Source organism: Ignatzschineria sp. F8392, assembly GCF_002252045.1.
Taxonomy (GTDB): domain Bacteria; phylum Pseudomonadota; class Gammaproteobacteria; order Cardiobacteriales; family Wohlfahrtiimonadaceae; genus Ignatzschineria.
In genome coordinates, this window is the sequence record NZ_NEFF01000008.1 from 22955 (window position 1) to 36948 (window position 13994).

The following is a 13994-nucleotide window of genomic DNA, read 5'->3' on the forward strand; positions in this document are numbered from 1 at the left end:
ATCTACTTTTGATAGATAGCTTTATGCTTTAAGGTTCACATCTTAAAAATCATATTTAAATAAAATTTGAATTTGAATTTGAATTTTATTTACTAAAAGCCTCATAAAAAAGCTTTATAAATCAATCCATATCGTCTCTGTAAAGGGACAATTAACTATACAATTTATATTATTCTAAAAGATAAAATATGCATTCGATAAAGGGAGAAATAGAGATGAAACGTCGTGATTTTATGAAAAAGGCCGGTGCGGCAGCAGCAATCTCAGGATTAGCAGCAACTTCTGTAGCTAAAGCGGAAACGTTCCCAAAAGTTAAGTGGCGTATTGCCGCGGGTTTCCCCAAAAACCTCAACATCCTCTTTGCAGCTTCAACAATGCTCTCTGAAAAGTTAGCAAAATTAACAAATGGTCAATTTGAAATTCAAGTTTTTGCTCCTGGCGAGCTCGTCCCTGCAAACCAAGTCTTTGATGCTGTATCTCAAGGAACTGTTGAGGTAGGACATACCGCTTCTTACTACTATCATGGAAAAAATACCGCGCTCTCTATTGATACGGTTCTACCTTTTGGGATGAGTGCAAGAATGCAAAACGCATGGTTTTATGCCGGCGGAGGGTTAGAAATCCTACGCAAAGTTTTTGCACAATACAATATCATCAACTTTCCTGGTGGTAACACAACGGCGCAGATGGGTGGCTGGTTTAGAAAAGAGGTTAACACCTTGGAAGATCTTAAAGGACTGAAATTCCGTATTCCTGGTTTCGGAGGAGAGATTCTTTCTAGATTAGGTGTTATCCCACAAACAATCCCGGCAAGCGACGTCTACTCATCCTTAGAAAAAGGTACGATTGATGCTGCTGAGTTTGTCGGCCCTTATGACGATGAGAAGCTAGGACTTCAAGCGGTAGCACCCTACTACTATACACCTGGATTCTGGGAAGGTGCTGCTACTGTCTCCTTCTATGTCAATGATGCTAAATGGAATGAGCTACCCCAACTCTATAAAGATCTCTTTGAGACCGTTTGTGCCGAGATCAACCAGTGGATGATTGCAAAATATGATGCAGAAAATCCTCCTGCTTTAGCAACATTAACTAAAAATGGCGCAAAACTTCGCTCCTTCTCTAAAGAAATTTTAGAAGCCTCTTATGAGGTAGCTCAAGAAATCTATAAAGAGGAGTCTGCTAAAAACCCTGACTTCAAAATGGTCTATGATCACTGGAAGGCATTCCTCAACCAAGAATACCAATGGTTTAGAATCAATGAGAATATATTTCAAAGCTTTATGACAACTCAGTTGCGTAAACAAAATAGGTAAGATGTAAGCTGAATTTAAAATGGAGTTCAGGTATAATCTGCATAGAAAAATTTATTAGCAGGATATAGTGATTATAAAATGGCAACATATACAACAAATCAATTCAAAAGTGGACTAAAGATTATGCTTGATGGGGATCCATGCTCAATCATCGAAAATGAGATGGTTAAGCCTGGTAAAGGTCAAGCATTTAACCGCGTCAAAATCAGAAACCTCAAAACAGGTCGTGTTATCGAAAAGACCTTCCGTTCAGGAGAATCTGTTGAAGGTGCGGATGTCATGGATGTTGAACTCCAGTACTTGTATAACGATGGGGAATTTTGGCATTTCATGAATCCAGAAACATTTGATCAGGTCGCTGCAAATGAGAGTGCGGTAGAGGATGCAAAAAAATGGTTAATGGAGCAAGATACTTGCACTGTTACACTCTACAATGGTGCTCCACTTACGGTGACTCCGCCTAACTTCATTGAAATGAAGATTGTTGATACAGATCCTGGTCTAAAGGGTGATACTGCGGGAACAGGTGGTAAACCTGCGACGCTTGAGTCAGGTGCTGTTGTTCGTGTACCACTCTTTGTACAAATCGGTGAAGTGATCAAGGTTGACACACGCACAGGCGAGTATGTGTCTCGTGTAAACAAGTAAAAGTAATTTTTTAATGGAGACGAAGAACATGAGTTCGGAGAATGTTAATCATAAAAGGAGACGAGTCCTGAGCTATGCAACGGTAGCAGTTGCGGCTTTTGGAGCAGGATTTCTCGGGGTTCCTTTTGTTAAGTCTTGGATGCCAAGTCAACGAGCAAAAAGTGCGGGAGCACCTGTTGAGGTTGATCTATCTAAGCTTTCCCCTGGCGAGTTACTCCGTGTTGAGTGGCAAGGGAAACCGGTTTGGGTACTAAATCGTACTGAAGCAATGTTAGAGCGTTTACTAACTTCCCCACCGGATGCATTAGTTGACCCTAATTCAAAAAGCGATCAACAGCCTCCATATGCTCAAAATGAGTACCGTTCAATTAAACCTGAATATCTCGTACTCGTAGGTATTTGTACTCATTTAGGTTGTTCGCCAACCTTTAGACCTGAAGTTGCACCTGCAGACTTAGGTCCATCTTGGCGTGGTGGCTTCTTCTGTGCATGTCATGGCTCACGTTTTGACCTTGCAGGACGTGTATTTAAGAATCTACCTGCTCCAATTAACTTACTTGTTCCTGATCACTACTACAAAAATGAAAACTCAATTGTTGTAGGTATTAGCGGGGAGGGGGCTTAATGACAACTCAATCTAAATCAAAATTGGCTCGTTTAGGCGACTGGATCGACTATCGATTGCCATATAAGCGTGCTTTAAGTACTCATGTCACTGAGTATTACGCACCAAAAAACTTTAACTGGCTCTATGTATTTGGTGTTTTAGCGGGCGTTATGCTTGTGAACCAAATCTTAACGGGGATCTGGTTAGTCATGTACTACAAACCCGATGGAGCGCTTGGCCCTACGGGTATTCCTATTGCTTATGCATCATTAGAGACTGCCGTCATGCGGGATGCGAACTGGACATGGCTCATACGCTATATGCATGCCGTTGGTGCATCGATGTTCTTTATCGTTGTCTACATGCATATGTTCCGTGGTCTTATCTATGGTTCACACCGTAAACCTCGTGAACTCGTATGGATCTTTGGTATGTTGATCTATCTTGTGCTTATGGCTGAGGCCTTCATGGGATATGTACTTCCCTATGGGCAGATGTCATTCTGGGGTGCTCAGGTTATCATCTCTCTCTTCGGTGCTATTCCTTATATTGGTGATACTTTAGTTACAGGTATTCGTGGGGACTTTGTTATCTCAGAAGCAACATTGAGCCGCTTCTTTGCACTCCATGTTATCGCCTTACCACTTGTATTAGTTGGTCTAGTTGTCGCACATATTTTAGCACTCCATCAAGTAGGTTCTAATAACCCAGATGGAATTGAGATCAAAGATCATCTTGATGAGAACGGAAAACCTCTAGATGGAATCCCATTCCACCCTTACTACACAGTTCATGATACTTTTGCGGTAGGAATCTTCTTGATCTTCTTTGCATTGATCATCTTCTATGCTCCTGATATGTTTGGTCTCTTCTTAGAAGCACCTAACTTTGAACCTGCTAACCCATTAGCAACACCTGCACATATTGCACCTGTTTGGTACTTCACACCTTACTACACAATTTTACGTGCTGTTCCATCATGGTTTGGAACACAGATCTGGGGCGTTTTAGCAATGGGAGCTTCAATTGCAGTTCTCTTCGTATTACCTTGGTTAGACAGAAGCCCTGTACGCTCTATTCGCTATAAAGGTGCTTTCATCAAAATTATGATTGCCCTCTTTGTTATCTGCTTTATTATCTTAGGATACTTAGGAGTAGTTCCTGCGAATGATACCCGTACATTAGTTGCACGTATCTGTACTATCTTCTACTTTATCTTCTTCCTTGGCATGCCATGGTGGTCTAGATGGGGTAAAGTTAAACCAGTTCCAACAAGGGTGACAATGAAATGAGAAAAATCATAACTCTATTTACTAGCTGTCTCTTCTTTATGGCAGCCAGTGCAACCGCACAAACTTCTGAGGATTTAACGGCTAAAGCATTAGATCAACTCGGTAAACCACAAATCAATGTGACCAACTACGAATCTCTTCAATCAGGCGCTAGACTCTATATAGACTACTGCCTGGCTTGTCACTCATTAGAGTTCCAACGCTACAATATCACAGCTCGTGATATTGGTTTGCAGGAAGAAGATATTCAAATGTTGATCAATACTGGTAGTTATGACCCACGTGAAGCTGAGTTTATAGCGACAAAAGATGGGGAATTAATGTTTACAGCAATGGATCGTGCTGATGCTCAAATCTGGCTAGGAGTTTCACCTCCGGATCTATCGACTATTGCTCGAGCTAAAGGTTCTGACTATATCTATAAATATCTACTTTCCTTCTATGAAGATGAAAGCCGTCCTACAGGAATGAATAACATTGCATTCCCTAATGCGGGAATGCCTCATGTTTTAGCTGAACTGCAAGGCACTAATCGCCCTATAATTGAAAAAGTAGCTATTGGTGAGTGTGACTTATCACAACCTGATGAGTGTCAATATGAAGAAGTTGTTGTAGGGCTTGAAAAAGTAACTGATGGTGCAATGACAGAATTAGAATTCCGCAAATCTGTTAATGACATCACTAACTTCCTGACATATGTTGCAGAGCCGGCACAACTCGAGCGTAAAAAATATGGTCCTTGGGTTCTAGGATTCTTAGTGATCTTTACAATACTTGCGTATGCTTTAAATCGTGAATATTGGAAGGATGTAAAGTAAGTATTTAATGAACACCATTCATAATTGAAAACTATAATAAACCTGTAAGGAGCAATTAAAATCTAATTGCTCCTTACTTGCGATTAAGGAGAGCATAATTATGTCAACAAGACGCACAGGATTTACCCTTTTTACGGAAAAAAACTCTTTAGATGGTGATCGAGTCAAAGTCGTCCTGCTCGAAAAAAACATCACCTGTGAGACAGTAATTGTCGACCCAACTAATCCCCCAGGTGACCTTTTAGAAGTTAATCCTCAAGTTATTCTACCTACACTTATTACTCGTGAAATCGCTATTTATCATACAGATACTATCTTAGAATTTTTAGATGAGCGCTTTCCTCACCCCCCACTACTCCCGAATGACCCTATATTACGGGCTAAGTTTCGCCTAACTATTAAAACGATTGTTAACGATTGGTATCCTCTCGTTGAAAAACTTATTGGTCGTAAAACAGCAGATAATAGAACTAATAAAGCGATCGCTGATCTTCTTGTGGCCTATTCACCACTATTTAGTGAGACAGCCTATTTTCAAAATGAGGATTTCTCATTAATTGATGCAACAATTGCCCCTTTCTTATGGTGGGTTAAATATTTGGATATCCCACTTCCGAAAAAGGCTCAACCTGTCTTAGATTACTATGATCGGTTATTAGAAAAAGAGAGCGTTAAAGCTGCTTTTGATAAAAAAGAGAAAACTATTTAAGGACTTTTTATGATGACCTCAAATAAGCCCTACTTTATTCGAGCCCTCTATGACTGGATACTCGATAATAATTGCACACCCTACATTGTAGTAGACGCAACCCTTCCCTATGTCGATGTACCAGAAGAATTTATCACCGATGGTAATATTATTCTTAATGTTCTTCCATCAGCCGTAAGTAATCTTATTTTAGGCGATGAGTGGATCTCTTTTTCCGCTCGTTTTTCTGGGATCGTTCATGAAATTAACTTTCCTGTAGGGGCTGTTGCAGCAATCTATGCTCAAGAAAATGGTGAGGGAATGGGCTTTCAAACAGAGGCACTCCCTGATGATTATTTTGTAGATATGATGAAAATCACAACGCCCTCCTTCTCCAAAAAGAAGGGACCTCAACTAGATATTATTGAGCCAGATAAAGGGCAACTGCCAACCTCTCATAAAGAGAGTTCTAAAGATGAGGAACAATCTGATAAAGAGAGCTTACAAAATAGAGATAAGGGTAAAGATAGTAACAAAAATAAAAAGCCGACTCTAACAATTATCAAATAGATCAATAGATTAAAATTACAAAGATCAGGGCATTGAGTAGCATTTAAACCCTACAATAATAACTAAAACCATCCTCGTAGCATTATATTTCCTATTAAGCTACGAGGATTTTTTTATTCTCTATTATCATAATTTATCGATATTTAATGCAAAGCTGATTTTAGAAGCTTACTATGGGGCTTCCCTACATCATATTAACAACGCCTAGGTCCTCTACTCTATTTCTGAAAATATGAAAAAATATGAAAAAAAAATATGAAGATATTGAAGATATCAAGGATGTCATCCTAATACATGGTTTATACCAAAATACACTTATTATGAGAGTATTGGGGTATCGTCTTGAAAAACTTGGATATCAAGTACATTACTTTAAATATCCTACACTCATAACGAGCTTTGAAAAAAATGTCGATTCTTTTTGTCACTATTTAGAGAGATTTTCCTCCCCTTTTGCCATTATCGGACATAGTTTAGGCTCTTTAATCATCTTAAAGAGTCTAGAAAAATCAATATCTCAACAACTAAAGAGAGTCATCGCGATTACCCCTCCATTTCATGGATCCCGAATTGTCCAATATCTGACAGATCATAATGCATCCTTTCTAATCGGAAAATCTCAAAATGTTCTACTACCAAACTATAATCGATATTGGAAATTCCCCATTCCTTTGGGGATTATCGCAGGAACCCACAATCAAGGTCCGACTTCTCTACTACTAGAGTCAATCACCGATACTATTGATAAAGATTCACTAGTTGGTGATGGTACAGTCTATCTCGATGAGACTAAGTTAGAAGGGTATAGCGACTTTATTACCCTTAATCGCTCTCACTCAATGATTCTTTTTGATCCAAAGACTGCCTCATTATGTGATCTATTTATCAAACATGCTCTTTTTAAGCCCTCAAAAAAAGTCATATCAAACCATCAATAAAAAAGAGCCCCATACCAAAAGTATGGGGCTCTGATCTTATCATTATATACTTAAATACTTAAATACTTAACATGTATATTAGATAATTGTTTTATTAACATCTAGTAAGTCATCTAATGGATCAACTGTTGGCTGAACATCAAATTCATTGGCAGAATCAACAGATTCTTCATCTATCTCTTCACTACTTTCCTCTTTTTGCTCAACATCTCCATATTCAGATGGCAATACCAACGTATCGGAATTTTCATCTGTAGAGATAAGATTGCCTAGATCTAGAGATTCACCTAGTAATTCTTCTTGCTCAATATTGCTCTCTTCAAGATTTAACAAATCACCAAGATCAGCAATATTCTCTTCAGAGAGAAGCTCTTCAGTAAACTCATCTTCTAGATCTACAGCATCATTACCCTCTTCTGACAATTCAGGGTTAAGCATTTCTTCAATTTCAGACTCATCTGCTAAAACTTCTTCAGAGGATTCAAGTGAATTTTCACCTTGTGACTCAAAAATTAGTTCTTTCTGATCATCTTGACGTACTTCTTCATGCTCATCAAAGAAATCATCAGCCATTAACATGCGAGCTTTGAGTATCGGCGTTGTAACGACTTTATCGTATGTTACCTTTACGGTTGATGGCAATTGCATTGACGAGGTTAAGAAGCTCGAGTTAACAATAAATTCAATAGTATAACTACCCGGACCTATGTTTATAGGAGTGGTTCCGCCTGCGAGCATTTGATGATGGACCTCATAACCATTTGAGTCACGAATAGATATCAATGTATGACTGGGCGAATCTCCTCTTGATATAACTAGTTTCTTATATTCTACGCCATTCTCTACAGTGAATGATGCCTTTGCTGTCTCCTTTAGACCTCTTTTTGTTCTAGAATGGAGAGTTAAATTTGTCTCTATACTTTCAAAAGTCCGATCAAAAGTTTCAACAATAGTTTCCGCAGATACATTTTCAGCTGTATCTTCAAGTGTTACTTCTAGAAGACTACCATCTGTCGGTTTTGATAAATCAACCTTAAACTCACCATTAGAACCAACTTTACCGGATCCAATAACTGCACCATCCTTGATCTTCACGACCACTTTAGCACCTGCCTCACCTTTTCCAGTGATAGACTTCCCATCATTAGATACAACAAGATCTGTTGGAGCATTAGGTGCTACTTTATCAAGTGAATCTTTTGCTACTTCCGGAGATTTATTACCAGTCTTATCTGTTTGGCTAATAAGAATTTTACCACCATCTGTTGCTGTGTCTAAATCAACTGTAAATGATCCATCTTCGTTAACCTCTGCAGAACCTAATAAGTTATCATCCTTATCCGTAACAGTTACTGTTGCATTCGGTTCCCCTCTTCCAGTAATAGTTAAACCTGTATCAACTAAAACAATATCAGTTGGTGCATCTGGTGCAACCTTATCTGGTGTAGGCACTCTCCCTTCATCAGAGATCTTACCGTTACTAGGATTTTTTAATGTGACCTTAATATCACGACCATCCGTTGGCCCATTTAACGTTACACTAAAGTTGCCATCACCTTTAACAGTCCCCTTACCAATGACTTGACCATCCTGATCTTTCACTGTTACTTCTGTATTTGGCTTACCTTTACCTGTTAATACTAAGCCTTCAGAGTCTACCTCAAGGTTTGTAGGTACATCAGGTCTTGTGGCATCTGGTGTTTGAGCAATAGCTTCTGGAGAAGTATTATTGGATGCATCCGTCAATGTTACCTTAATATCGCATCCATCAGTTGGTTTATCAAGTGTTACCTTGAACTTACCATCTTCACCGACAGTCCCTTTGCCGATCTGATTATTATTTTGATCTCTAATAATAACCGTTGTTCCTTTCTCTCCGGTACCCGTAACAGTTTTACCATCGGTTGAAACAACAACATTGTCAGGTGCATCCGGGGCTACTTTATCAGGTGTAGAAGCGGTCACTTCTGGTGATTTATTTCCAGATTTATCCTCTAAACCAACCTTAATATCTCGACCATCTGTTGGTTTTTCCAACACCACTGTAAATTTATCATTACTATTAACCGTACCACGACCAATCTCTTGGTCATTTGAATCCCTAATAATAACCGTTGTTCCCTTTTCACCTTTACCTGTTACGGTCTTACCATCAACTTCTGATACAACAACCTCTGTCGGTGCATTAGGAGCGACTTTATCTGGAGTTATTACTTCCACATAATCTGACTTTAACCCATCTTTCTCAAGCCCAACTTTAATAGGTGAACCATCTGTTGCTCCATCCAATTTTACAACAAAATCCCCTTTTTCATTCACTGTAGAAGAACCAATAGTCTTACCTTGCTGATTTTTAACTAATACTGTCGCTCCAAGCTTACCTCTACCTATCACGACTTCACCATTATCAGAAACTAAGATATCAGTTGGTGCATCCAAAGAGAAAGAAGGAATAACAATAGGAGTTTTTTCTGAAATATTATTGGCATTATCTACAACATCAGCTGTAACCATATCTCCAGGCTTTAAATTATGCCCTTTATTCATAATTGCCTTAAAAGTTCCATCCTGCCCCACTATTGCACCACCTATGTGCTTTCCATCAGCATTTTTAATACTAACAAAACTTTGCGGCTCTTTAGCTTTTCCAGTTATTTTAATTTCACCATTTTCCATGATAACAACAAGATCAGTGGGCGCATCTGGTGGTAACTTGTCATAAGACGGCGCTGTAATACTCTCTGATTTTTTCTCACCACTTGTTAAATAAAATTCAAAATCAGAACCATCTGTTACCTTATTAAAGGTAAATTTAAAGTCACCATTCTCATCGACCTCTTTTGTTAAAGTCCCCATTCTATCGTTTTTAATAACAATAGTTGCCCCATGTTTTCCTTTACCTGATACAGAGAATCCATCTTTTGAAAACATAATATTTGACGGCGGATTTAAGATAGTTAAATCAGGTGTTTTCTCGATTATTGTTGGCTTAGAAGTATTTTTTGCATCATCCGTTAAAGTGATCTCAATAGGCGATCCATCTGTTGGATTTTCTAAATCCACAGTAAAATTACCATCTTCATCCACTTTACCCTCTCCGATAGTACTCCCATCACTACCTTTAACAGTCACCGTAGTCCCTTTTTCCCCCGTTCCTGTAATCACTAATCCATCGTCAGAGACAACAACATTCTTAGGTGCATCAGGAGCCGTGGAATCGCCCGTAATCGTCGTTGGATCAGATATATTTCCGGCAGGATCTTTCACGACCACATCGTAATCTTTACCATCCTCAAGGCCATCTTTAATTTCAACCTCAAAGTTGCCATCTTCATCGATCTCTCCACGACCGATTTCATTACCCTCTTTATCTTTGATAATGATGGTAGAGCCCGCTTCACCTTTACCTTTGACAGTCGTTGAACCATCTTCTTGGTTCTCGATCACAATATCGGTCGGTGCTTTAGGTGGCGTTTTATCGCCCGTAACAGTCGTTGGATCAGATATATTTCCAGCAGGATCTTTCACGACCACATCGTAATCTTTACCATCCTCAAGGCCATCTTTAATTTCAACCTCAAAGTTGCCATCTTCATCGATCTCTCCACGACCGACTTCATTACCCTCTTTATCTTTGATAATGACGGTAGAGCCCTCTTCACCTTTACCTTTGACAGTCGTTGAACCATCTTCTTGATTCTCGATCTCAACCTCCGTCGGAGCTTCTGGCACCACTGTATCTAAGTCGGAATCGGAGTCGCTGTCTGAATCAGAGTCACTGTCGGAATCTGAGTCGCTGTCGGAATCTGAATCGCTATCGGAATCTGAATCGCTGTCGGAATCTGAGTCACTATCGGAGTCTGAATCACTGTCGGAATCAGAGTCGCTATCCGAATCTGAGTCGCTATCCGAATCTGAGTCGCTGTCCGAGTCTGAATCACTATCAGAATCTGAATCGCTATCAGAATCTGAATCGCTGTCGGAATCTGAGTCACTATCGGAGTCTGAATCACTGTCGGAATCTGAATCACTGTCAGAATCTGAGTCACTATCGGAGTCTGAATCACTGTCGGAATCTGAATCACTGTCGGAATCTGAATCGCTGTCTGAATCAGAGTCGCTGTCGGAATCGGAGTCGCTATCGGAATCTGAATCGCTGTCGGAATCTGAATCGCTGTCGGAATCGGAGTCGCTGTCTGAATCAGAGTCACTGTCGGAATCGGAGTCGCTATCGGAATCTGAATCGCTGTCGGAATCTGAATCGCTGTCGGAATCGGAGTCGCTATCTGAATCAGAGCCACTGTCGGAATCGGAGTCGCTGTCTGAATCAGAGTCACTGTCGGAATCTGAGTCGCTGTCCGAATCAGAGTCACTATCCGAGTCTGAATCACTGTCGGAATCTGAATCACTGTCGGAATCGGAGTCGCTATCGGAATCTGAATCGCTGTCGGAATCTGAATCGCTGTCGGAATCGGAGTCGCTGTCTGAATCAGAGTCACTGTCGGAATCGGAGTCGCTGTCTGAATCAGAGTCGCTGTCGGAATCGGAGTCACTATCTGAATCGGAGTCGCTATCGGAATCTGAATCACTATCCGAGTCTGAATCACTGTCGGAATCTGAATCGCTATCGGAGTCTGAGTCGCTGTCTGAATCAGAGTCACTGTCGGAATCGGAGTCGCTGTCCGAGTCTGAATCACTGTCTGAGTCTGAGTCGCTATCGGAGTCAGAATCACTATCTGAATCTGAGTCACTGTCGGAATCTGAATCGCTGTCGGAGTCTGAGTCACTATCGGAATCAGAATCACTGTCGGAGTCTGAGTCACTATCGGAATCAGAATCGCTGTCGGAATCGGAGTCGCTGTCCGAATCTGAATCACTATCGGAATCTGAGTCACTATCTAAATCTGAATCGCTATCAGAGTCTGAATCACTATCGGAGTCTGAGTCGCTGTCTGAATCAGAGTCACTGTCGGAATCGGAGTCGCTATCGGAATCTGAATCTGAATCACTATCTGAGTCAGAGTCGCTATCGGAATCTGAATCACTATCTGAGTCAGAGTCGCTATCGGAATCTGAATCACTGTCGGAATCGGGCTCACTGTCGGAATCTGAATCACTGTCGGAATCTGAATCGCTATCCGAATCAGAATCGCTATCGGAATCGGAGTCGATATCGGAGTCTGAGTCGCTGTCGGAATCGGGGTCACTGTCGGAATCTGAATCACTGTCGGAATCTGAATCGCTATCCGAATCAGAATCGCTATCGGAATCGGAGTCGATATCGGAGTCTGAGTCGCTGTCTGAATCAGAGTCACTGTCGGAATCGGAGTCGCTATCGGAATCTGAATCTGAATCACTATCTGAGTCAGAGTCGCTATCGGAATCTGAATCACTGTCGGAATCTGAATCACTGTCGGAATCTGAATCACTGTCGGAATCTGAATCGCTATCCGAGTCAGAATCAGAATCGCTATCGGAGTCTGAGTCGCTGTCTGAATCGGAGTCGCTATCGGAATCTGAATCACTATCAGAATCTGAATCACTATCAGAATCCGAATCGCTGTCTGAATCTGAATCACTGTCGGAATCAGAGTCACTATCTGAGTCTGAATCACTATCGGAATCTGAATCACTATCGGAATCTGAATCACTGTCGGAATCGGAGTCGCTATCGGAATCTGAATCACTATCTGAGTCAGAGTCGCTATCCGAGTCAGAATCGCTATCACCTATAACGATCCCTGGTTCAGATTCATTGCCTGCGGGGTCTTTAGCGATAACATCATACTCTTCACCATCTTTTAGACCATTCTCAACTTCCACTTCGAAGGTCCCATCTTCATCAACGTTACCTTTACCAACTTCATTACCCTCTTTATCGCGGATAATGACTTCAGCACCCGGCTCACCCTTACCAGTTACAGTGGTGGAGCCATCTTCGTTATTATTGATCTCTAAGTCCGTTGGCGCATCAGGAGCTGTGGTATCACCTACAACTTTTCCGGCTTCAGATTCATTGCCTGCGGGGTCTTTAGCGATAACATCATATTCTTCGCCATCTTTTAGACCATTCTCAACTTCTACTTCAAAGTTGCCATCTCCATCGACGTTACCTTTACCAACTTCATTACCCTCTTTATCGCGGATAATGACTTCAGCACCCGGCTCACCCTTACCAGTTACAGCGGTGGAGCCATCATTTTTATTATTAATTTCTAAATCTGTTGGAGAATCGGGCTTATTAACATCACCCTGATCAGAAAAACGGCCTCCGCCAGAACTCGACGAAGACGTTGCAAGCATTCCGCCCAAAATACCAATACCCAATAAGGGCAACATCCACTTAGGCATCGCTGAGTCTGAGGCTACTCCCCCTACAACTTCTGGCACTAAAGCCGGATCTACCGCAACTTCTACAAATCCATCGCCATTAAGCCAAAACAATTGAGAATCTTCGTCTTCAAAGACTAATTCACTATGAACTCCCTCTTCATTTTCATTATAGAATCCATAGAAAACGACCTTTTTTCCCGATACAAATGTCAATATCAGGTTATTACCATCGCGCTCAACTCTAGTAATATCTTGCGGACTCCCCTCAATCTTAATGAGATGAGGTGTTAATAATGTTTGGTCATCTAAAGAAACATTTAATGGCTTAGCACCATCTACCCGCTCGATCAATATCATTGTCATATAACTCCGCTATATTGTTAAAAAATAACTTATTCAGATTGCTTAACTTTAAGGCAATTAAAAAAAGGATAAAAAGAGGCCTACCTGAATATTCATTCAAGTAAAAAATATTATTAACGTTCTATCTAATCTATAACTTGCGATTAATATACATCTATAAACAGCGAAACACGTGAATAGAGAAGAGAGCTAAAGCAATTAACCTCTATAGATCTATTTCTATACATCAATTTCTACAGAACTTATTTATAAATAAGTAAACCGACTCAACGATATAACAGTGTCTTAATAGACATCAAACATCACCAATTAGATTGTCAGATAAAGACCCATATCTAGCTGCTATCGCATATTGAACCTTCCCAATGGAAGCACTCATTAAAACTTTGTTTATAACTGACCACTCATTCTCACAACAAAA

At 40.5% G+C, this 13994-nt stretch carries 9 protein-coding genes; 8 read left to right on the top strand and 1 reads right to left on the bottom strand.

Annotated features, from left to right (window positions below; all coding sequences use genetic code 11):
* Positions 1–215: 215 nt before the first annotated feature.
* The 8 genes from B9T19_RS09910 to B9T19_RS09945 all read left to right on the top strand — a co-directional run bounded on the left by B9T19_RS09910 (position 216) and on the right by B9T19_RS09945 (position 6877).
* Positions 216–1316: a TRAP transporter substrate-binding protein gene (locus tag B9T19_RS09910; protein WP_094568474.1), complete on the top strand. Its 1101-nt coding sequence runs from the start codon at positions 216–218 to the stop codon at positions 1314–1316.
* Between the two features lie 78 nt (positions 1317–1394).
* Positions 1395–1964: an elongation factor P gene (gene efp / locus B9T19_RS09915; protein WP_094568475.1), complete on the top strand. Its 570-nt coding sequence runs from the start codon at positions 1395–1397 to the stop codon at positions 1962–1964.
* Positions 1965–1992: 28 nt separating this feature from the next.
* Entirely contained in the window at positions 1993–2589 is a 597-nt protein-coding gene (gene petA / locus B9T19_RS09920; protein ID WP_094568476.1) for a ubiquinol-cytochrome c reductase iron-sulfur subunit, read from the top strand.
* Complete coding sequence (locus B9T19_RS09925) at positions 2589–3863, top strand: cytochrome bc complex cytochrome b subunit (protein WP_094568477.1); 1275 nt, start codon at positions 2589–2591, stop codon at positions 3861–3863. Before petA ends, B9T19_RS09925 begins: the two co-directional genes overlap by 1 nt.
* A complete protein-coding gene (locus B9T19_RS09930; protein ID WP_094568478.1) occupies positions 3860–4681 on the top strand; it encodes a cytochrome c1 in 822 nt (273 codons plus the stop codon). The genes B9T19_RS09925 and B9T19_RS09930 overlap by 4 nt, the downstream gene beginning before the upstream one ends.
* A 100-nt stretch (positions 4682–4781) precedes the next feature.
* Complete coding sequence (locus B9T19_RS09935; RefSeq protein ID WP_094568479.1) at positions 4782–5390, top strand: glutathione S-transferase N-terminal domain-containing protein; 609 nt, start codon at positions 4782–4784, stop codon at positions 5388–5390.
* A 9-nt stretch (positions 5391–5399) separates the two neighbouring features.
* Positions 5400–5939, top strand: coding sequence for a ClpXP protease specificity-enhancing factor (locus tag B9T19_RS09940; protein WP_094568480.1), 540 nt, complete (start codon positions 5400–5402; stop codon positions 5937–5939).
* A 242-nt stretch (positions 5940–6181) separates the two neighbouring features.
* Complete coding sequence (locus B9T19_RS09945; RefSeq protein ID WP_094568481.1) at positions 6182–6877, top strand: triacylglycerol lipase; 696 nt, start codon at positions 6182–6184, stop codon at positions 6875–6877.
* A 78-nt stretch (positions 6878–6955) separates the two neighbouring features.
* On the opposite strand, the gene B9T19_RS10655 is transcribed toward B9T19_RS09945, so the two are convergent.
* On the bottom strand, positions 6956–13573 hold the full coding sequence (locus B9T19_RS10655) for an Ig-like domain-containing protein (protein ID WP_158214398.1): 6618 nt from the start codon (positions 13571–13573) through the stop codon (positions 6956–6958).
* Positions 13574–13994 lie beyond the last annotated feature (421 nt).

Excerpts from the sequence above, each read along its gene's own strand:
- B9T19_RS09910 (WP_094568474.1), top strand. The coding sequence starts at position 216 with ATGAAACGTCGTGATTTTATGAAAAAGGCCGGTGCGGCAGCAGCAATC.
- efp (WP_094568475.1), top strand. The coding sequence starts at position 1,395 with ATGGCAACATATACAACAAATCAATTCAAAAGTGGACTAAAGATTATG.
- petA (WP_094568476.1), top strand. The coding sequence starts at position 1,993 with ATGAGTTCGGAGAATGTTAATCATAAAAGGAGACGAGTCCTGAGCTAT.
- B9T19_RS09925 (WP_094568477.1), top strand. The coding sequence starts at position 2,589 with ATGACAACTCAATCTAAATCAAAATTGGCTCGTTTAGGCGACTGGATC.
- B9T19_RS09930 (WP_094568478.1), top strand. The coding sequence starts at position 3,860 with ATGAGAAAAATCATAACTCTATTTACTAGCTGTCTCTTCTTTATGGCA.
- B9T19_RS09935 (WP_094568479.1), top strand. The coding sequence starts at position 4,782 with ATGTCAACAAGACGCACAGGATTTACCCTTTTTACGGAAAAAAACTCT.
- B9T19_RS09940 (WP_094568480.1), top strand. The coding sequence starts at position 5,400 with ATGATGACCTCAAATAAGCCCTACTTTATTCGAGCCCTCTATGACTGG.
- B9T19_RS09945 (WP_094568481.1), top strand. The coding sequence starts at position 6,182 with ATGAAAAAAAAATATGAAGATATTGAAGATATCAAGGATGTCATCCTA.
- B9T19_RS10655 (WP_158214398.1), bottom strand. The coding sequence starts at position 13,573 with ATGACAATGATATTGATCGAGCGGGTAGATGGTGCTAAGCCATTAAAT.